Source organism: Williamsia sp. 1138 (genome assembly GCF_002095435.2).
Classification (GTDB): Bacteria; Actinomycetota; Actinomycetes; order Mycobacteriales; family Mycobacteriaceae; genus Williamsia.
Genome location: NZ_MJEJ02000011.1, coordinates 1 through 19743 on the forward strand (window position 1 = coordinate 1; position 19743 = coordinate 19743).

General features: G+C 64.3%; 21 protein-coding genes and 4 tRNA genes. 17 read left to right on the forward strand and 8 right to left on the reverse strand.

All coding sequences use genetic code 11. The features are described from left to right. The first annotated feature begins 187 nt into the window (after positions 1 to 187). Positions 188 to 1240, forward strand: coding sequence for an IS30 family transposase (locus BH683_RS00300; protein WP_246833120.1), 1053 nt, complete (start codon positions 188 to 190; stop codon positions 1238 to 1240). A gap of 204 nt (positions 1241 to 1444) precedes the next feature. On the opposite strand, the gene BH683_RS00305 is transcribed toward BH683_RS00300, so the two are convergent. Next, positions 1445 to 2698 (reverse strand): geranylgeranyl reductase family protein, encoded by a 1254-nt coding sequence (locus tag BH683_RS00305; protein WP_246833123.1) that lies wholly within the window; start codon positions 2696 to 2698, stop codon positions 1445 to 1447. A gap of 53 nt (positions 2699 to 2751) precedes the next feature. Between BH683_RS00305 and BH683_RS00310 the strand changes: the two genes are divergently transcribed. Next, positions 2752 to 3762, forward strand: coding sequence for a polyprenyl synthetase family protein (locus BH683_RS00310; RefSeq protein WP_084834290.1), 1011 nt, complete (start codon positions 2752 to 2754; stop codon positions 3760 to 3762). Between the two features lie 129 nt (positions 3763 to 3891). Further along, positions 3892 to 4749, forward strand: coding sequence for a zinc metalloprotease HtpX (gene htpX / locus BH683_RS00315; RefSeq protein ID WP_084834291.1), 858 nt, complete (start codon positions 3892 to 3894; stop codon positions 4747 to 4749). 59 nt (positions 4750 to 4808) lie between these two features. Here the strand turns inward: htpX and BH683_RS00320 are convergent, their stop codons facing one another. Together BH683_RS00320 and BH683_RS00325 are read right to left on the reverse strand one after the other, a co-directional pair. Beyond that, on the reverse strand, positions 4809 to 5690 hold the full coding sequence (locus BH683_RS00320; RefSeq protein ID WP_084834292.1) for an LLM class flavin-dependent oxidoreductase: 882 nt from the start codon (positions 5688 to 5690) through the stop codon (positions 4809 to 4811). Between the two features lie 132 nt (positions 5691 to 5822). Beyond that, positions 5823 to 6314 (reverse strand): YajQ family cyclic di-GMP-binding protein, encoded by a 492-nt coding sequence (locus BH683_RS00325; RefSeq protein WP_084834293.1) that lies wholly within the window; start codon positions 6312 to 6314, stop codon positions 5823 to 5825. A gap of 162 nt (positions 6315 to 6476) precedes the next feature. On the opposite strand from BH683_RS00325, the gene BH683_RS00330 reads away from it, so the two are divergent. The 10 genes from BH683_RS00330 (at position 6477) to rplA (ending at position 11483) form a co-directional block, all read left to right on the forward strand. Beyond that, a tRNA-Tyr gene (locus BH683_RS00330) sits at positions 6477 to 6557 on the forward strand. 163 nt (positions 6558 to 6720) lie between these two features. After that, positions 6721 to 6793: transfer RNA gene (locus BH683_RS00335), tRNA-Thr, on the forward strand. Between the two features lie 66 nt (positions 6794 to 6859). Beyond that, a tRNA-Met gene (locus BH683_RS00340) sits at positions 6860 to 6933 on the forward strand. Between the two features lie 92 nt (positions 6934 to 7025). Beyond that, positions 7026 to 7193: a 50S ribosomal protein L33 gene (rpmG, locus tag BH683_RS00345; protein WP_084834304.1), complete on the forward strand. Its 168-nt coding sequence runs from the start codon at positions 7026 to 7028 to the stop codon at positions 7191 to 7193. Between the two features lie 132 nt (positions 7194 to 7325). Then, positions 7326 to 8411, forward strand: coding sequence for a fused (3R)-hydroxyacyl-ACP dehydratase subunits HadA/HadB (locus tag BH683_RS00350; protein WP_084834294.1), 1086 nt, complete (start codon positions 7326 to 7328; stop codon positions 8409 to 8411). Between the two features lie 183 nt (positions 8412 to 8594). Further along, positions 8595 to 8667 (forward strand) — tRNA-Trp (locus BH683_RS00355). A 105-nt stretch (positions 8668 to 8772) separates the two neighbouring features. After that, complete coding sequence (gene secE / locus BH683_RS00360; protein ID WP_084834295.1) at positions 8773 to 9255, forward strand: preprotein translocase subunit SecE; 483 nt, start codon at positions 8773 to 8775, stop codon at positions 9253 to 9255. A 43-nt stretch (positions 9256 to 9298) separates the two neighbouring features. Then, the gene (gene nusG, locus BH683_RS00365) at positions 9299 to 10138 is read left to right on the forward strand and encodes a transcription termination/antitermination protein NusG (RefSeq protein WP_084834296.1); all 840 of its coding nucleotides are present in this window, start codon (positions 9299 to 9301) and stop codon (positions 10136 to 10138) included. A 112-nt stretch (positions 10139 to 10250) separates the two neighbouring features. Then, a complete protein-coding gene (rplK, locus tag BH683_RS00370; RefSeq protein ID WP_084834297.1) occupies positions 10251 to 10688 on the forward strand; it encodes a 50S ribosomal protein L11 in 438 nt (145 codons plus the stop codon). Between the two features lie 84 nt (positions 10689 to 10772). Continuing rightward, on the forward strand, positions 10773 to 11483 hold the full coding sequence (gene rplA, locus BH683_RS00375; protein ID WP_084834298.1) for a 50S ribosomal protein L1: 711 nt from the start codon (positions 10773 to 10775) through the stop codon (positions 11481 to 11483). A gap of 271 nt (positions 11484 to 11754) precedes the next feature. Here the strand turns inward: rplA and BH683_RS00380 are convergent, their stop codons facing one another. The 4 genes from BH683_RS00380 to BH683_RS00395 form a co-directional block, all read right to left on the reverse strand. Further along, positions 11755 to 12753, reverse strand: a complete 999-nt coding sequence (locus BH683_RS00380; protein WP_084834299.1) for an LLM class flavin-dependent oxidoreductase — start codon at positions 12751 to 12753, stop codon at positions 11755 to 11757. A gap of 91 nt (positions 12754 to 12844) precedes the next feature. Further along, complete coding sequence (locus BH683_RS00385; RefSeq protein ID WP_084834305.1) at positions 12845 to 13423, reverse strand: flavin reductase family protein; 579 nt, start codon at positions 13421 to 13423, stop codon at positions 12845 to 12847. Positions 13424 to 13489: 66 nt separating this feature from the next. Next, complete coding sequence (locus BH683_RS00390; protein ID WP_084834306.1) at positions 13490 to 14032, reverse strand: dihydrofolate reductase family protein; 543 nt, start codon at positions 14030 to 14032, stop codon at positions 13490 to 13492. A gap of 8 nt (positions 14033 to 14040) precedes the next feature. Next, the gene (locus tag BH683_RS00395) at positions 14041 to 14616 is read right to left on the reverse strand and encodes a TetR/AcrR family transcriptional regulator (RefSeq protein ID WP_084834300.1); all 576 of its coding nucleotides are present in this window, start codon (positions 14614 to 14616) and stop codon (positions 14041 to 14043) included. A gap of 122 nt (positions 14617 to 14738) precedes the next feature. Between BH683_RS00395 and BH683_RS00400 the strand changes: the two genes are divergently transcribed. Further along, positions 14739 to 15560 (forward strand): DUF2786 domain-containing protein, encoded by an 822-nt coding sequence (locus BH683_RS00400; RefSeq protein ID WP_084834301.1) that lies wholly within the window; start codon positions 14739 to 14741, stop codon positions 15558 to 15560. A 10-nt stretch (positions 15561 to 15570) separates the two neighbouring features. Further along, entirely contained in the window at positions 15571 to 16080 is a 510-nt protein-coding gene (locus tag BH683_RS00405; protein ID WP_084834307.1) for a TIGR04338 family metallohydrolase, read from the forward strand. A 129-nt stretch (positions 16081 to 16209) separates the two neighbouring features. Here the strand turns inward: BH683_RS00405 and BH683_RS00410 are convergent, their stop codons facing one another. Further along, a complete protein-coding gene (locus tag BH683_RS00410) occupies positions 16210 to 18123 on the reverse strand; it encodes a CocE/NonD family hydrolase (RefSeq protein WP_084834302.1) in 1914 nt (637 codons plus the stop codon). Positions 18124 to 18668: 545 nt separating this feature from the next. On the opposite strand from BH683_RS00410, the gene rplJ reads away from it, so the two are divergent. After that, positions 18669 to 19229: a 50S ribosomal protein L10 gene (gene rplJ, locus BH683_RS00415; protein WP_084834303.1), complete on the forward strand. Its 561-nt coding sequence runs from the start codon at positions 18669 to 18671 to the stop codon at positions 19227 to 19229. Positions 19230 to 19292: 63 nt separating this feature from the next. After that, entirely contained in the window at positions 19293 to 19676 is a 384-nt protein-coding gene (gene rplL / locus BH683_RS00420; RefSeq protein ID WP_030165235.1) for a 50S ribosomal protein L7/L12, read from the forward strand. Positions 19677 to 19743: the final 67 nt, after the last annotated feature.

Here is a 19743-nt window from a genome sequence, read left to right on the forward strand (position 1 = left end):
GGCAAATTCATACGGTCAACGCAACACTGACTGCTTGGAGGTTGCGATGGGTAGACGTCCGTTTGATATTGCTATTCGGTTTGGGTTCTTCGATCTGCTTTGTACGGGGTCGACGAAGGATTTTGCGGCTCGGGTAATGGGCGTGTCGAACAGCACTGCCGACCGCTGGTGGGCGAATGCTGGCGGCATGACACTGATGAAGGGCGGAGTAGGCGGCCTGGCGGTTGTGGTCGACGACGATGGCACTGAGACGCGTGGGCATCGACTGGGGTTGGGCGAGCGGATCGAGATCCAGTCGGCGCTGCAACGCGATCTGGGCGTCACTGAGATCGCGATACTCATAGGTCGGCCGCGGACGACGGTGTGGCGTGAGATCGGCCGCAACTCGAACGCCGACGGCACGTATCACGCGCTGATGGCGCACCAGCGATCCAAGGTCAATGCGTTGCGGCCTAAAGCATTCAAGCTCGATGGCCACCCCGAACAGCAGATGATAGAAGACTCATTTGACGACGGGTGGAGTCCCAAGCTTGTGTCGCATTCGCTCAAGATTCAGTTCCCCAACGACAAGGCGCATCAAATTAGTTACGAGACGCTGTACAACACGTTGTACGTCCAGTCGCGTGGGTCGTTGCGGGCGGACCTGTACAAGACTCTGTCCACCAGTAGGCCGGCGCGCAAGTCGCGAATCAGCGCGAGTCGACAGGGCAAAATCTACGACAAAGCCCTCAAGATCGTTGACCGCCCTGACGTGAAAGATCGCAAGGTTCCGGGGCATTGGGAAGGTGACCTGATCATGGGGTCCGGTGGCACAGCGATCGGGACGTTGGTCGAACGAACCTCCCGGTTCGTGATCTTGCTGCACCTGCCGGGCAATCACCAAGCCGATACCGTTGCTGGCGCGATGATCACAGCGATGGGAGACTTGCCCGCCCACATACGGCGATCCATTACCTGGGATCGCGGCACCGAGCTCGCCGCCTACGACCGGATTCAGCTCGAACTCCAAGCGCCTGTGTACTTTTGCGATCCACACTCACCGTGGCAGCGCGGTAGCAACGAGAACACCAACCGGCTTCTGCGCCACTGGTTCGCCAAAGGCAGCGACCTGAGCGTGCACACCGCAGCCGACGTCGCCCGCGTCGCTGCGACCCTCAACAGACGGCCGAGGGAAACCCTGGAGTGGAAAACTCCGGCCCAAGCCTTGACGGAACTACTTGCCGTACACGCCGCCGCCTAAGTACATCCATACCCCGTCCCTGCCCTCGAACCGGAAGCAAGAACAACTACCCCAAGCCACTCCACAGGCGACGCGGGTCGATCACCCACGCCGCCAGCCCGGAGTCTTCCAAGCCCATCAAGAAGTCACCGCTAAGACCAGCTCGTTGCGTTGACCACTTGACTTTGCCTGGGGAAACGCTCGCCAGAACCCACCAAGATCGGGTCAGGAGAAGGGTGGGCGGGTGTCGATCTTCGAGCTGACGATGCCGGCGGTGCGCCAGGCGCGGGCGATCAGGTCGGTGTCGTCTTCGGTGATCAGGTTGCCCATCACCCGCACGACCATGGACATCAGAGCCGCGGAGCGGATGCCCGGACGGCCCAGCACCGGAACGACCTTGGGAACCGTCAGCACCGCAGCCAGCCGGCGCGCCGCGGAGAACGCCAGCGAGTACCGCGCGCGGAGCAGATCCGGCCAGAGCCCCGAAAGGTCTTTCTCACCAAGGACTTCCACCGCGAATCGGGCAGTTTCGAGCGCATAGTCGATGCCCTCGCCGTTGAGGGGATTGACACACGCGGCGGCATCGCCGATGAGCACCCAGTTGGCGCCGGCGACGTTGCTCACGGCACCGCCCATCGGCAACAGTGCGGACGCGATCCGCACCGGCGGACCGGTGAGCTGCCAATCGTCGCGCTGAGAGTTGGTGTAATGCTCGATGATCGGGCGCAACGCCATGTGCGCCGGCCGCTTCTCCGTCGCCAGCGCACCGACGCCGATGTTCACCAGACCCGACTCCGCGCCCAACGGAAAGACCCAGCCGTACCCGGGCAGCAGCGCCCCGGCGCCGTCACGCAATTCCAGATGCGAACCCATCCAGCGGTCATCGCACCGGCCGGACTCGACATACGCCCGCGCCGCAACGCCGTAGGCGGTGCCCCGATGCCATGAACGGCCGAGTGAAGTGCCCAAAGCGGACTTCACCCCGTCCGCGACGATCAACTTCTCGACTTCGATCTGAGCCGGTCCCTCTGCCGTATTGATCTGCACGGCAGTGACTTTGCCGCCGATGATGGTGGCGCCCACGGCCTTGACCCCGGACACCATCGCGGCGCCGGCGTCCAGGGCGTGGCGGCGGATGCGGTCATCGAGCTCGGTACGCGCCACCGCACTGCCGTAGTCGGGGAAGTGGTCGGAGGCCTGCGGCCACCGCACCTGCTGTCGTCGGCCCCAGCCCTGCAGGTCCAGACCCTCGATCCGCGGGCCGGTGAAGGCATCGCCGAGCCCGAGCGCATCGAGTTCGGCGATGGCGCGCGGGGTCAGTCCGTCGCCGCAGGTCTTGTCGCGGGGAAACACCGCGGCGTCGAGGAGCGTCACCTCGTGGCCGGCACCGGCTGCCGCAGCGGCGGCAGCCGAACCGCCCGGACCTGCACCGACGACCAAGACCTCTGTCCGCGCCGGAATCTGACTGGGTGCACTCACCCAGCCAGTATCCCGCACCATTAGGCTCGTCCTATGACGGGAGCAGGTCAGGCGTGAAGACGACGTTCGCAGGTCTTGAATTGGAGCCGGAGGCCTTCGCCGCCGATGTGGGTGCGTCGCTCGAGCGTGTCGAGACGTTGCTGCTGGGGGAGCTGTCCTCCGGTGAGGACTTTCTCACCGAGGCGGCCACGCATCTCGCGAAAGCCGGAGGTAAGCGCTTTCGGCCGATCTTTTCCATCCTCTCGGCGCACTTCGGCCCGAACCCTCACGCGGAGGATGTGATCATCTCCGCGACCGTGGTGGAGATGATCCACCTGGCCACGCTCTACCACGACGACGTGATGGACGAGGCCGAACTCCGCCGCGGTGCGGTCAGCGCCAACAGCCGATGGGGCAACAGCATCGCGATCCTCTCGGGGGACTTCCTGTTCGCCAGGGCATCCCGCCTCGTCTCGACGCTCGGACCGCACGCGGTCAGGATCATCGCGGACACCTTCGCCGAATTGGTCACCGGTCAGATGCGGGAAACCGTCGGCGCCCAGGGCAAGGCCGATCCCGTCGAGCACTATCTGCGGGTCGTGTGGGAGAAGACCGGATCGTTGATCGCGGCCAGCGGCCGATTCGGCGCCATGTCCTCGGGTGCGGACGCCGAGCAGATCGAGCGACTCTCCAGACTCGGAGACAACGTCGGTACGGCTTTCCAGGTCTCCGACGACATCATCGACATCACATCCGTGGCCGGGGATTCCGGCAAGAATCCGGGCACCGACCTACGTGAGGGTGTTCACACTCTGCCGGTGCTCTACGCCTTGGCAGATCCGACCGAGACCCGGATCCGTGAGCTGGTCCTCAATCCGGACGGCACGAACCGCCCGATCACCGACGACGCCGAGGTGGCCGAGGCGCTGGACTTGCTCAACTCCTCGGATGGCCTGGTCAGAGCCCGCGCCACCCTGCAGAGTTACGCCGACGCGGCCGATGCCGAACTCGCGCAGCTTCCCGCGGGTCCGGCTCACGATGCGATGAGTTCGCTGGTTCGGTACACGATCGCCAGGGTCGGCTAGACGCCCGATCGTGGTGGGTTCCGGCGAGGTCGACCTGGGCGAACGCTCGCCCGAACCCACCATCTCGGGAACCCTGGTGAGGCTCTCGTTCGTTGCGGCTCCAGTGCAACAGGGACAGGAGTGAGATACATGGGCGGCCATGCCAACGGACTGAAGACGGTTCTTCTACTGGGCTTCATGTCGGCGATCATCGTGGGGATCGGCGCGGCCTTCAGAAGTCCGGCGATCCTGCTGCTCGCCATCGTGCTCGCGGTCGGGTTCAACGCCTACATCTATTTCAACAGCGCAAAGATGGCGCTCAAGGCGATGCACGCGCAGCCGGTGACCGAGGTGCAGGCACCCGCTCTGTACCGGATCGTCCGCGAACTGGCGACCGTTGCTCGTCAGCCGATGCCTGCCCTGTACATCAGTCCCACCGAAGCGCCCAATGCCTTTGCAACAGGACGTAATCCGAAGAACGCTGCGGTCTGCTGCACGGCAGGCATCCTGCAGATCCTCGACGAACGTGAGTTAAGAGCTGTTCTCGGACACGAACTTTCCCACGTCTACAACCGCGACATCCTCATCTCATCCATTGCAGGTGCCATGGCCGCGGTCATCAGCGGCATCGCGAACTTCGCATTCTTCTTCGGCGGCAACCGCAACGGCGGCGCCAATCCCGTTGTGTTGCTCCTCATCACGTTCCTCGGTCCGATTGCGGCGACAGTCATCAAACTCGCGGTGTCGCGGTCACGTGAGTATCAGGCGGACGCATCCGGCGCCGAGCTGACCGGCGATCCGCTGGCTCTGGCTTCGGCGCTGCGGAAGATCTCCGGCGGCGTCCAGATGGCGCCGTTGCCGCCCAATCCCGACCTCGCCGCGCAGTCACATTTGATGATTGCCAACCCATTTCGCACCGGTGAGCGGATGAGCAAGGTCTTTGCCACCCATCCGCCGATGGAAGATCGCATTCGTCGACTCGAAGAAATGGCGGGCGGTCGGCGGTAAGCGCCCGCTCGGCGGTCAGTTCGGCACGATGGGCGGCGTTTTCGGTGCGTCGGCCCGCGTCAGGTCAGGTCGCGGACGACCTCGGCGACCTTTTCGAGCTGGCTGATGTCGGAGCTCGTCGGAATGAGATGGACTTCATCGGTACCGGCCGCGGCGAACGCCGACAAGGTCTCGGCGAGTTCGTTTTTCGAACCCGACCACCCGGTGGTGGGCGCGATGGCGTCGACGAAGTCGGACGGAATCCAATTCATGTACCGCCGCAGGTGATGGTGTATCTGCCCTCGCGCGGCTTCGGCTTCTCCGATCGCGAACCAGAACGATGTCGCCAGATGCGGTGGCTTCTTGCCCGCCTCGGCCCACGCCGTCGTCGCGACATCGAAGAGTTCGCGCTGTTTGGCGACATCGAGGTCGAGCGTGGTGCCCGCGAGCCCGTCAGCCCAGGCGGCCGCGCTGCGTAGGGTCTTGGGTCCGATGGTGCCGACGAGCAGCGGCGGCCCGCCTTCCTGGATCGGCGCCGGCCCGACCGGGAGCACGGAATCGGTCTGGCGCTCTCCGGCCCAGACCCGCTTCATCACCCCGACGCGGTCGGCCATCTGCTTCATGGTCTGCGTCTTCGGGTCGGCGCCCACAGACTTGTAGTCCTCGTGCCGACCACCGACGCCGATTCCGACCGTGAGCCGTCCGCCGCTGATGACATCACCGGTGGCCAGCGCTTTGGCCAGCATCACCGGATCGTGTAACTGCGGCACGATCACCGTGGTGACCAGACGCACCCGCTCGGTCCACGCCGCGACGGCGCCCAGCAGCGTGAGGCTGTCAGGGTTGTCGAAGGCCATCCGCTCGCCCCAGCACAACGACGAAAACGGTCCGTCGTCGATCAGCTCGGCCCAGTTCCGAAGTATGGCGCGGTCGAGGTCTGGTTCCATCACCGGCATCGTCATTCCCACCTGCACGGGGTCGAGTCTGCGTCATCGACCACCCGGGTGTCCCTGAAATCGTCCTCCTGAGGGGTAGCAAAGGGAAATATGCCCTCGGCGACACCTGAGGTGGACGATCTCAGGGAGAAATCACGACTACCGGTAGTTCACGAACTGCAGGGCGATCTCGAAGTCCTTGCCCTTGAGCAAAGCGATCACTTCCTGCAGGTCGTCACGCTTCTTGCTCGAAACCCGGAGCTCTTCGCCCTGGATCTGTGCTTTGACGCCCTTGGGACCCTCGTCGCGGATGGCCTTGGTGATCTTCTTGGCCTTCTCGGAGTCGATGCCCTGGATCAGGGTGCCGGTGATCTTGTACGTCTTGCCCGACCCGATGACCTCGCCGGCGTCGAACGCCTTCAGGGAGATGTCGCGGCGGATGAGCTTTTCCTTGAACACCTCGAGTCCGGCCTGTGCGCGTTCCTCGGCATCGGAGGTGATCACGATGTTCTCTTCACCGGACCATTCGATCTTGGTGTTGGTGCCACGGAAGTCGTAGCGCTGCGACAGCTCTTTGGCCGCCTGATTGAGGGCGTTGTCGACCTCTTGCCGATCGAGCTTGCTGACCACGTCGAACGATGAATCTGCCATAACGGTCAAGCGTAGCCGCGCCGGTGCACCCACTCACGCAGCATGGGTCCAAAACGGCAAAACAGGACCGCTTGTACTGGGCATTTGTGTTCTGGGGCCCTCCCCGATGTAATGTTTCCCGCGTTGCTTTCCGCCGGTCCAAAAGACTGCGGGAGGCAGCTTGCCAGGTTGCCCGAGCGGCCAAAGGGAGCGGACTGTAAATCCGCCGCGCAAGCTACATAGGTTCGAATCCTATACCTGGCACAGCACCAGAGAACTCGGCCTCGAGCTGGCTCGACCAGCCCGGGGTCGTTTGGTGCGAGGAGGATGAGAGAACACGCGATTTGGCACGCACCAGCGCCGCTGTGTAATCTCGTTAAGGCCCTTCGCGAGGGCGCCGGAGGCGGCGTCGACGTGAGAGGCGAACGCCCCCTTAGCTCAGTCGGTAGAGCGTTTCCATGGTAAGGAAAAGGTCGACGGTTCGATTCCGTCAGGGGGCTCGCTGGACTCAGATCTCGATGAAAGCGCCGCCGTTCGCGGCGCGCAGCAGTCGGGGTCCGGGCCATGGCGGTGTAGCTCAGTTGGTTAGAGCGAACGACTCATAATCGTTAGGTCGCCGGTTCGAGTCCGGCCATCGCTACGATGCACACGACGTGCCGCTAACGGCGACACACCAGACGCGACGTCCCTCGGGGGATGTCGCACCACACGATCCACCTGAAAGGCAATCCCGTGGCCTCCTCAACAGACGTGCGCCCCAAGGTCACCTTGGCCTGCGAGGTTTGCAAACACCGCAACTACATCACCAAGAAGAACCGTCGCAACGATCCCGATCGCCTCGAGATCAAGAAGTTCTGCCCGAACTGCGGCAAGCACCAGAACCACAAGGAATCGCGCTAGATCGCCACGGGCGGTCTGCAGACTGCCTGACATGACCGGGGACGCGAGAGTGTGCCCGGTCTTTGGTCTTTTCTACGCACCCGGCACTGCCCAGCCGGCGAGGCGATAGTCGAAAGTTAGAGGTCTTCTCGAGTGACGAATGCGAGCCAGAGCAAGGTAACCGAGCGGGTCGAAGCCCTGCAGCAGGGCGTCAAGCTGACTCCTGAAGAGATCGCGGCGCACACGCAGGAAATGGTCGGCTTCAAGTACACCGTCGACGACCACTACGAGGTCGGCCGGGAAAAGGTGCGCGAGCACGCCCGAGCAGTTCAGGACACCAACCCGGTGCACTGGAACGAAGCCAAGGCGCGCGAGATGGGTCACGACACCCTCGTCGCAGCACCGACCTTCGTCTCTGTCCTCGGCATCATCGCCCAGCGACGTCTCTTCGAGGACGTGATCACCGGCTACGACCTCTGGCAGATCATGCAGAGCGATCAGCGGCTCGTCTTCCATCAGCCGATCAAGGTCGGCGACCAACTGATCTGCGATGTGTCGCTGGATTCATTCCGTCAGATGTCCGGGACCGATCTGATGGTCACCAAGAACGTCATCTGGAATCAGCGGAACGAACCGGTGATGACGACCTGGACATCGCTCGCCGCACGCGCGGCGATCGAGGTCGATCCGGAACTCGTGGACAAGATCGAACACGTGATGATGCAGGAGCCGGCCGGCATCGACCCCGGCAAGACCGTCGCCGGGCCCTTCGCCCGTTACGACGACCCCGACCCCGAGGTTGCCCCGCTGCCGTACGGCGCGATCAACTTCGACGAGTTGACCGTCGGCCAGGAGATCCCGGCCCGCACGTTCAAGCTCACCCGCGGCAACCTCATCAACTACGCCGGGGTGGCGGGGGACCCGAACCCGATCCACTACAGCGACGAGGTCGCCAAGGTCGCCGGACTGCAGGACGTCGTCGCGCACGGCATGCAGACGATGGGACTTGGCGCGAGTTTCATCGGCGAGTTCATCGGCGACCCTGCCGCGATCCACGAGTACAACGTCCGCTTCACCAGCCCGGTGTACGTGCCTGCCGGTGATTACGCCGCCGTGGACTTCACGGGCAAGGTCAAGTCGCTGGACCCGCAGACCCGTCGCGGCCAGCTCTCGATCGTGGCCAAGCAGGGTGATCGCAAAATCTTCGGGCGAGCACTCGCCAGCGTGCAGTTCAACTGATCATGTGCGTCTTCGGAGCTGGTTGGAGTTCCACCCACCCGGTGACGTACACTCGAATAGTCGTCAGCTCTATTTCAACTTGCGCGCTGCCCTAAGGGTGGCGCGTTGGTTTTGTGTAGTGCAGACGCCGGGTCGATGGAGCCCCGGTGACCATCTCGGTGGTCGTCGGCGAAGTCGGCCCAAAGGGGCGTAGCTCAACTGGCAGAGCAGCGGTCTCCAAAACCGCAGGTTGCAGGTTCAAGTCCTGTCGCCCCTGCCCTTGATCGTGTGAAAGCACCTCAGGGCACCCGATGTCAGCTGCCAGGCAGCCGGACCGACTGGTCCACTGCAGGCATCCGACTTCAGCCACGAGAGGAACAAGTTGAGCAAGCGCGACCGTGCCGAACGCGCCAAGAACGCGGCTGAGTCGACCGACGAGGTCGAGCTCGACAGCTCTGTGGACTCCGAAGCGGATTCGGCGGACGAGACCGGCAGCGGCGACACCGCCACCGTGGCCCGTCCCAGCGGGAAGCGTTCGCCCCGTGGCAAGCGTCCGAATCTCGCCAAAGACGACGATGGCGACGATGACGCGGCGTCGACAGTTGCCACCAAAGAAAAGACCAAAGACAAGAAAACCGACGGTAAGCGCAAGCGCGTCAAGCCTGAGGACAGCCGCAACCCGTTCATCAAGTTGTGGGTGTTCCTCACGCAGGTTGTCAGCGAGCTCAAGAAGGTCATCTGGCCGACTCGCAAGCAACTGATCCAGTACACGATCATCGTGCTGATCTTCGTGATCATCATGGTCGCGTTCATCTCCGCACTGGATCTGGCGTTCGCAAAGGCCGTTTTGTGGCTGTTCGGGTGACCAACCCGTCCGGCTGCTTCGAGGAAAGGGAGCGTGGGCTGCAGTGAGCACCCCCGAGAACGACGCTGTTACCAGCGAGACAGAGACCGACGTCATCGACGAGACAGTCGGTGATTCGGAGGCTGTCGACAGTGCCGTCTCCGATTCCGAGGACTCCGATGTGGATGTGACCGGCGAAGCCGAGATCGCCGCCGAGGTCACCGAGGACGCTTCCGGCGAGGACACCTCCGGCGAGGAAGCAGTCGTCGAGCCCGAGGAAGAAGAAGATCCGGTCGAGGCGCTGCGCAAGTCTCTCAAGAAGGCTGCAGGCGACTGGTACGTGATCCATTCCTACGCCGGGTACGAGAACAAGGTGAAGGCCAACCTCGAGACCCGCGTGCAGAACCTCGACGTCGGTGACTACATCTTCCAGGTCGAGGTTCCGATCGAAGAAGTCACCGAGATCAAGAACGGCCAGCAGAAGAAGGTCAACCGCAAGGTCCTTCCCGGCTACATCCTCGTGCGCATGGAGCTCAACGACGAGTCGTGGGGCGCGGTGCGCAACACCCCCGGCGTCACCGGCTTCGTGGGACTGACCTCGCGTCCGTCGCCGTTGTCGATGGATGACGTGCTCAAGTTCCTGCTGCCGCGCGTCGAACCCAAGAAGGCCGCCGGCAAGTCCACGTCCGACGGTGGCGCCGATCTGGCTGCCGCATCGGCACCGGTCATCGAGGTCGACTTCGCGGTCGGCGAATCGGTCACCGTCATGGACGGCCCGTTCGCGACGTTGCCCGCCTCGATCAGCGAGGTCAACGCCGAGCAGCGCAAGGTGAAGGTGCTCGTCTCGATCTTCGGTCGTGAGACCCCGGTCGAGCTCGCCTTCAACCAGGTCGAGAAGATCTGACGATCCGGCAGGTCGAAAAGATCTAACAGATTTTCGCGTCTCCAGCGGGCGCGAAACCGGGCTGAGTCGAGATTTTCAGCCCAAACGCAATCAATCAGAAACAGGGAAAAGGATGCCCCCCAAGAAGAAGAAGAAGATCTCCGGGATCATCAAGCTCCAGATCCAGGCAGGCGCCGCCAACCCGGCACCGCCCGTGGGTCCGGCACTTGGTCAGCACGGCGTGAACATCATGGAGTTCTGCAAGGCGTACAACGCTGCGACAGAAAGCCAGCGCGGCAACGTCGTGCCGGTCGAGATCTTCGTCTACGAAGATCGCTCCTTCGATTTCAAGCTGAAGACCCCGCCTGCAGCGAAGCTGCTGCTCAAGGCCGCTGGTCTGCAGAAGGGTTCGGGAGAGCCGCACAAGACCAAGGTCGGCAAGGTCACCATGGACCAGGTCCGTGAGATCGCCAAGACCAAGCAGGAAGACCTCAACGCCAACGACGTTGACCAGGCCGCCAAGATCATCGCCGGAACCGCCCGCTCCATGGGCATCACGGTCGAGGCCTGAGCCACTTCCTGACCGAAATAGTGGGAGGGCCGGCTCGGTCCGCACCACCAACCCGTACGAGCTGCGGAGAAAGAAAGAGCCAACATGAGCAAAACCAGTAAGGCATACAAGGCCGCTGCTGAGAAGGTCGACAAGTCGAAGCTTTACAGCCCGCTGGAGGCTGTGAACCTCGCCAAGGAGACCTCGTCCACGAAGACCGACGCCACCGTTGAGGTTGCCGTCCGTCTCGGCGTCGATCCCCGTAAGGCAGACCAGATGGTGCGCGGCACCGTCAACCTGCCCCACGGCACCGGTAAGACCGCACGCGTCATCGTGTTCGCGGCCGGCGACAAGGCCAACGAGGCCGTCGCAGCCGGAGCCGACGAGGTGGGCGCCGAAGATCTGATCGAGCGGATCCAGGGCGGGTGGCTCGACTTCGACGCCGCCATCGCCACCCCCGATCAGATGGCCAAGGTCGGCCGCATCGCCCGCGTCCTCGGACCGCGTGGCCTGATGCCGAACCCGAAGACGGGCACCGTCACCACCGATGTGACCAAGGCCGTCAACGAGATCAAGGGCGGAAAGATCAACTTCCGCGTCGACAAGGCAGCCAACCTGCACTTCGTCATCGGCAAGGCGTCGTTCGATCAGAAGCAGCTCGTCGAGAACTACGGCGCAGCCGTGGACGAGATCCTGCGTGCGAAGCCGTCGGCGGCCAAGGGCCGGTACCTCAAGAAGGTCACCGTCTCCACCACCACCGGACCGGGCATCCCGGTGGACCCGGCGGTCAACCGCAATTACCTCGAAGAGGACTGAGCAGTCTTCTTCTAGACCAGGTACAACAGTGCCGGGACTCCGTAACGGGGTCCCGGCACTGTGCTTTACTTGCTCGCTCCCGCTCGCGGGGTCGCCGCGGCCCTGGGCGCACGTTCTTCCCTCGCCGGTCGCATCGCTGCGCTCGCTCCTCCTCAGTCCACAACGTGCGGGGCCGCGAGACCGTTGGGGTCGCCCTGCTTCGCTCGCTCGTCGTCAGTCCAAACAACGCGGGGCCGCAAGCCGGGCGGGTCGGCCGTGAAGCCCTTACGGGCTAGACCTTGGCCGTCTTCATGGCTTCGGCGGTGAGTTCGAGGGACTTGAGCCGACCCTCGGCGGTCACGGACTGATGCGCGACGATGACCTCGTCGGCCTGGGCCAGCTCGGCGAAGTCTTCGAGGAATTCGCGAACGTCAGAGCCGGTGCCGACCCCGGTGTACTTCATCATGTTGGCGATGCCCTGGCCCTCACGGGTGGTGAGGAAGGCATCGATCTCCTCGTCGCTGTAATGCGGGCTCGACGGTCCGCGTGAGATCAGCATGCGGACACGGATCCGGCGCAAGGCTTCGAAATCGCGGGCAGCAGCTTCGGGATCGTCGGCAGCGACAGCGTTTGCGCCTGCGATCACGTACGGCTCCGACAGCTGACGCGACGGCTTGAAGTCGCGGCGATAGAGCGTGACCGCCTGCTGCAGGGCGTCGGGGGAGAAGTGCGAGGCAAACGCGTAGGGCAGGCCCAAGGCGGCAGCGAGCTGCGCTCCGAAGAGCGACGACCCGAGAATGTACAGCGGCACGTCGGTACCTGCGCCTGGGATGGCTTTGATGCCAGGGATGCGGGACTCGTCGCGCAGGTATCCCTGCAGTTCCAGCACGTCCTGCGGGAAGCTGTCAGCCGAACTGTGGTCGCGGCGCAGCGCGCGCATCGTCGCCTGGTCGCTGCCCGGCGCGCGGCCGAGTCCGAGGTCGATGCGTCCCGGATGCAGCGTCTCCAGGGTTCCGAACTGCTCGGCGATGGTGAGCGGTGCGTGGTTCGGCAGCATGATGCCGCCCGCGCCGAGACGGATGGACTCGGTGTGCGCGGCGATGTGCGCGATCAGCACACTCGTCGCCGACGACGCGATGGACTCCATGTTGTGGTGCTCGGCGTACCAGACCCGCTTGTAGCCGTGTCGTTCCGCAGCGCGCGCCAAATCCACGCTTGCGGCGAAACTCTCCCTGGCGTCGTGTCCGGGAGAGATGGGAGCGAGGTCGAGAATGGACAGGGTGAGGGACATACCTATGGGCCTTCTTAATCCGCGAATACGTTGAACAAGATGTACCTCTCTTCCAACGCCGCGGTGGCCGAGTACCTTCCCGCCGGACGGGTCAGGGTCGTTCGAGCTCGACGACCTTGCTCGGCAGACCCCACTCGGTGCGGCCGAGCCTGGCCATCGGGGCGAGCTTGGCGAAGTCCGGGTGACCGTCGGCGGCAGCCACCGCGGGGTCGACCGTGACCGCGACGACCTTGCCCATCACGACCTGTGAGTTACCGATCTGGAGGATCTGGAACAGCTCGCACTCGATGGCGACCGGACTGTCGCGGACCCGTAGGCAGTCGACGACCGTCGCCGGTGCCGAAGCGACGCCGACCGCCTCGAACTCGTTGATGTCCTCGTCGAAGCCGGCAGAGGTCGCATTGACCTGCTGCATCATCGGTTCGGTCGCCACGTTGATGACGTACTGCTTCGTGGCCGCGGCATTGTCGGCGCTGTGTTTGCCGCCGACCGCGGTGAACTGCACGATCAGCGGATCGGTGGAGCTGACGGAGAAGAAACTGAACGGCGCGAGGTTGTCGACGCCAGCGGCATTACGCGAGGACACCCACGCGATCGGCCGCGGGACGATGGACGCGGTGATCAGCTTGTAGAAGTCCCTCGTCGAGGTGTTGTCGTGGTCGTAGAGGATGCGCTCGGCTGCGGCCGGATTCGGATCTGAGGTCACCTGACCAGCATGGCATCCGGGGCGCAGTGCTCAGTCGGTGACTCGGTAGACGGACTGCGTGATGCCCTGTCCCAGCGTGGTCGACCGCAGCAGTTTCAGCGATACGTCGTGATCGATGTCCCCGAACAGCGGTAACCCCGAGCCGAGGATGACCGGGATCGTCGTGATGGTGAGTTCTGTGATGAGACCGCGTTGCAGAAAGCTGGTGATCAAGCGTCCGCCATCGGCGTACAGATGATGGACGTTCTCGGCCGCCGCGGCATCGAGCAACTCGTCGATCGTGCGGTGGACAGTGACGCGATCGTCGACATGAGGGTCCAACCGGGAACTCAGCACCAGCACGCGTCGGCCTTTGTACGGCCACTCGTCGAAGGAGGTACCGATCTCATAGGTGCCCCGGCCCATGGCAATCGCGCCGGTGGTCTCGATGAAGGCGTCGTAGCCGGTCTCGCCGATGTCCTGGCTGCGGCTCAACAGCCACTCGATGTCACCGTCGGTGCGGGCGATGTAGCCGTCGAGACTGGTGGCGATGAAGACTGCGCCGGTGACGGTGGATACCGGGGTGGGGGCCATGGGATTCCTCATTTCCAGGTGGTGGTCAGTCGCTCGAACTCGTCGTCGAGGATCGCGGTGAGAGAGCCGTGCGGTTGCACGGTCCAGGCCAGGAACGTCCCTTCCAACAGGGCGAACAGGGTGCGGGCGGCGACAGCCGGTTCGAGTGTGCGGGGGAACTCTCCCGCGTCGATCCCGCGGGCGACGACGCCTGCGAGTTGCCGACGTTTGCGTTCCCAGCCCAGCCCCAGCAGCCGGGTGAGCTCGGGGTCGCCCAGGTCCATCGCGAGCGAGGACACGTGGTTGGCCGCGTTCGAGATCTGATCGCTGTCGGCGTAAGAACCCACAGACAGCCGTCGGAGGGCGTCGAGGGCGCTTTCGCCGGCGCCGAAGCGGGGGGTCTCGTCGATGGAATCGACCCAGCGCCGGGACGAGGCGAGTAGCACTGCCCGTTTCGACCCGAAGCGTTTGACAAGCGTAGGAGCGGAGACGCCGGCCTCCTGAGCTGCGAGTTCGAGGGTGAACCGAGCGGAGCCCACCCGCGCGAGGACGGCGTCGGCGGCGTCGAGCAGTTGCTCGTCGGTGTGTAGCCGGGGACGGACCATGGAGTTAGTAAACCAGAATTGCCTAACTCGGCCAAGGCCCCTTTCTCCACAGATCTGGTGCCATCCACAGGCTGAGCCTCCGCGTCGGCACAGTGTCGGCCGGGACGCCTAGGGTTGATCACGTGCAAGACGACAAACTCCTGACCCGGATCTCCGGGTTGTTGCGGCAGGCCGAAGGCACCGACAACGAACACGAGGCCCAGGCCTTCATGCAGGCGGCGCAGCGACTCGCCACCGCGGCGTCCATCGATCTGGCTGTGGCCCGAGCCCACGCCGGCGGCAACCGCCGCGTCACCCCCGAGCAGCGCAACATTGCGATCGGTACCGCAGGCAAACGAGGACTGCGCACCTACGTGCAGCTGTTCGTCGCGATCGCCCGCGCGAATGACATCACCTGCGATGTCGCGAGCAACTCGACGTTCGTCTACGCCTACGGGTTTCCCGGCGACATCGACACCTGTGAGGCGCTATACAGCTCGCTGGTGGTGCAGATGGTCGCCGCGAGCGACGGGTACCTGAAGTCGGGTGCGTACAAGGGTGAGACGTTCGCCCGCGTCGTGACCGAGCGTCGCGGCTGGGTGTCGCGGCGGGTCGTCGAGGAGAAGCCGCTCTCGCCGATCACCGCGCGGCTGAACTTCCAGTCGGCCTTCGCCGAACGGATCGGCAAGCGGCTGGCGCAGGCGCGCGACGAGGCCCGGGCGCAGGCAGTCGCCGACGACGGCGGAAAGACCGATTCGGGAACGGCGCTGGTGTTGCGCAACAAGGAAATCGAGGTCCGCGACTTCCATCAAGAGACGTCGACGGCCCGCGGTACCTGGCAGTCGCAGAGCGCGTCGGCGGGTTATTCGGAAGGCGCACGGCGCGCGGGGGACCGGGCCGGGCGTCGAGCGCGCCTCGGCGACGACGCGCAGCTCGACGGAACCCGCGGCGCACTCGAGGCGTGACCGTGTGCCGATGACGGAACGAGACAGCCAGCGGTCGGCGCTCTACGCGGCGGAACGATTGGTGCACAACGTTTTCGAGCGGGCAGCCGCCGGTTCGGGTGCGCTGACGATTGCGGGGACGTCCATGACCTTGCCGCCGGAGGCGAGGTTCGGATCGGTGGAGTCGGTGCGCTCCTACGTCGGCCGGGTACTCGCTTTGCCCACAGTGGCGGCGCAGTTTCCTCGGGCGCAGGTTCCGGTCAGCGTCCGGACCAGGCGCGGTCAGCGCCAGGCCCACTACGAATACAACCCGGGTACCGGTACCGGAGTGATCGCTGTTCCCGTCGCCGACGATCGCTGGGCCATGCGCGAGCTCGTGGTGCTCCACGAGTTGGCCCACCACCTGAGTCCGGGATCGGCGATGGACAAACACGGCCCGCTGTTCGCGGGGACCCTCATCGACCTCGTCGGGCTGGTCTTGGGCCCCGAAGCCGCGCTGGTCTACCGGGTCACCTTCGGCGACAGCGGCATACGGTGCTGAATTTGCTCGCTCCGCTCGCGTGGTCAGAGCGGCCCGCAGCGCGTCGTCTTCCTTCCTCCTCGCATCGCTGGCGCTCGCTCCTCGTCTGTCCAGACAACGCGGGGCCGCTCGACCGCAGTGGTCGGGTTGTCACAACCCCTGGAAGGTCAAGTAGCTCTGGTGGTAGGGGTCGAGGACCACTTTCTGGGACCGCCAGCCCGACTTGATCAGGTCGGGAACCACGGCGAGGAAGCGGGGCATGCTCGCTGCGTAGATGTTGATCCGGAGCCGGTGGCCCTCTTCGATGATCGCGTCGGTGGGGACCAGATCGATGTCGAGATCGATGGGGGAGTTGGGGGTCACCTTCAGCTTGCGCTTCTTGCTCAGCGGGTGGTGGGCCACCAGAAGTGAGCCGTCCTCGGCGTATTCGCAGAGTCCGGGGTCGAGGGACCGGTTCGAGGCGGTCAGCGAACCGTTGGTCAGGACCGTCGACGTCCCGTCGGGGGCGACATCGTTGAGGGTGATGGCCCACAGCGCTTCGTGCCCACCGCACGTGGTGCGCAGATGCAGGTTCATCGATCCCGAGATCTGCATCGCCTCGGTCATCGGCCCGGTCGTGAAGCTCAGTGCGCCGACCTCCTGGAACTTCGCCTTGGTGGTGAACGAGCCGCCGAGGAGCATGGTCGCGCCGGCTGTCACCTGGGTCATGTCGCGCGAGATGAACCCGCGCGCATCCGCCCGGAGCTTCAATTCGCCCGCGGTGGAATTGACCTCGGCGCCGAGGCTGCCGTCGTGCCTGCTGTGCTTCGCGGTGTGCGACGACGCCGGCGACAGATACAGCCGCTGTACCCGAGCGTCCTTGCGGGGGAACGACTCTCCGGACGTCCAGGACCCGCCCTGCTGCTGCAGGGTCACGGGGCCATACTCGTCGACGCCGTTGTCGAGCCCTTTGAGCCACTTGTCGAACCACGCGCGTTCGAGCACGTCGACGCGCGGCGGGGCGATGCGCTTGCCGAATCCGCGACCGGCGTCGAGGTGATAGCCGTCCGCCATGACCAGTTGCTTCTGCCCTGGTTTCAGGTTCAGCTGGTTGTAGATGCGGGTCGCGCTGCGTCCGAACAGATCGTGCCAACCGCCGAAGACGAACGTCGGGGCGGTGATCATGTCGATCTTCGGGTCACGCTCATCGAAGTAGGGGTCGTCGTAGATACGCGGATCGCGGCCGGTGAGGAAACCCCATGCCAGAGAACCGATCTCGGTGGCGGGAGAGGCGACCCGGTCCTTCAGCCAGCGCACGCCATTGGTGTTGAACGCGTCGGCCAGCGCCGCAGACGGGTTGGGGAGCCACTTGAGCATGTTCACCCCGGCCAGCCAGATGGGGATGAACGCCGAAGGAGCGCCGCCGGTGATGTAGATGTCGCGCACGATGTCTTCGCATCCCTCGACCGCGAAGACTGCCTTGAGGTGCGGCGAACCGTTGCCCGCGGCCTGCAGCGAATTGATGGCGGAGTACGACCAGCCGGCCATCCCGACATTGCCATCGCACCACGACTGATCGGCTGCCCAGTCGATGACCTCGATGGAATCGCGCTGTTCGCGTTCTCCGAGGATCTGCCAGCGACCGTGGGAGGCCCCGGTGCCGCGCACGTCGACGACCAATTGGACGTAGCCGCTCTGTACGAGCTTGCGGTTGATACCGAAGACGTCGAGCGTGCCGCCGGAGATCGGAGGCAACGGCAGGTGGTGCGTGGTCTGGTCGATGAGGTCGAGTACGGCGCGGTTGTACGGATTGATCGTCACCACGGTGGGCATCGGTGCTTCCACGATCTGGCCGGAGGCGTCGATCGGCCGGATCAGCGTGGCGCGCAGGCGTACCCCGTCGCTCATCGTCAGATGCAGGGAACGGTCGATCGCGACCTTGGGGAACTCCGGCTGCCCGTCGACCTGCTCGCGCCACCAGAGCGCATTGGCGCCGCCGGTCGGGTCGCCGAGGGGGAGTGTCGGGACGCTTCGCGGCGAGGGTGCTCTGCCCGTGCGTTCGTAAGGACTGACCTGGTAGACCATGGCGCTACCTCTCCGCTGGGGAGTGCGGCCACGCCGAGGGCGAATTACCCGGTGCGAGACCGGGTAATCGCAGGTCGCGGCAACACTCCGTCGTGTTGCTGCCAGTGCTGTTGGTGCTACTAGTGGTTCGTGACCGACCTCACACTGGACTGGTTCGGTTCAACGTACCCGAGCGGGTGTTCGGTCGCGACCTTTGGGGTGTTCCGCCGTCACACCTTGATCCTGACGTGGCTGATTTGTAACCAGCGACCCACTGCCGGTACTGTGAGTGCTTGGTGTTCGCAGGTCATATGCCTGCGGATGTCAGTTCAACCAGAGACCGTTGGTCACCGGGGCGCGATTATCGCGAGCCGGCCGAAGGCCCGACACATCGTCGGCGGCCCACGCAGGGAGAACGAGGAATCACCGCTGCAATGCTCAGCCATTGAAGCTCGTGTGCGCCCCGTGCCCTGTGCCGGGGCGTTTGTCGTTGGTGGGGGTCGGCGGCCGTTCACGAGACTCGCGCTCCTACGTGCCAACCGACACGTCATGAGAGGAGGCGAAGTATGGCAAATAGTGAAAAGGTCACCGCGGTTGCGGAGATCACCGAGCAGTTCAAGGGAGCCACTGCGGCAGTCGTCACGGAATACCGTGGTCTGACCGTCAAGCAGATCTCGGAGCTGCGTCGCTCACTGGGCGAAGGTGCTGTTTACTCCGTCGCCAAGAACACCCTGGTCAAGCGCGCTGCTGCTGATGCGGGCGTGGCCGGTCTGGACGAGCTGTTCACTGGTCCCACCGCGATTGCCTTCATCGAAGGTGAACCCGTCGTGGCGGCCAAGGCGATCAAGAACTTCGCCAAGGACAACAAGGCCCTCATCATCAAGGGCGGATTCATGGACGGCCGCGCGCTGTCCGTGGACGAGGTCAATCAGATCGCTGACCTCGAAACCCGTGAGGTGCTCCTTGCAAAGCTCGCCGGTGCCATGAAGGGCAACTTGGCAAAGGCTGCGGGTCTGTTCAACCAGCCCGCTTCCCAGGTCGCACGTCTTGCGGCCGCACTGCAGGAAAAGAAAGCTGCCTCCGGCGGCGAAGAAGCCGCGGTCGCACCCGCAGAAGCGGCCGAATAAAACCCCCACACCTCCCTGGTCGCGTCACCTTGCGACCGAGGAAAGAACGAAAGGATTGCCCACATGGCAAAGCTCTCCGCTGACGAGCTCATCGATCAGTTCAAGGAATTGACCCTGCTGGAACTCAGCGACTTCGTGAAGAAGTTCGAAGAGGTCTTCGAGGTCACCGCTGCTGCTCCCGTCGCCGTCGCCGCTGCCGGTGCACCGGCCGCTGCTGAAGCTGCTGTCGAGCAGGACGAGTTCGACGTCGTGCTCGAGTCGGCCGGCGACAAGAAGATCCAGGTCATCAAGGTCGTCCGCGAGGTCGTCTCCGGACTGGGTCTGAAGGAAGCCAAGGATCTCGTCGAGTCCGCTCCCAAGGCGATCCTCGAGAAGATCGACAAGGATGCCGCCGAGGCAGCCAAGACCAAGCTCGAAGAGGCCGGCGCCAAGGTTTCGGTCAAGTAAGACCGTTTTCTTCGCTCTACTCTCCACGATGGCCCGCAGCGTTTGCTGCGGGCCATCGTGCTGTCTC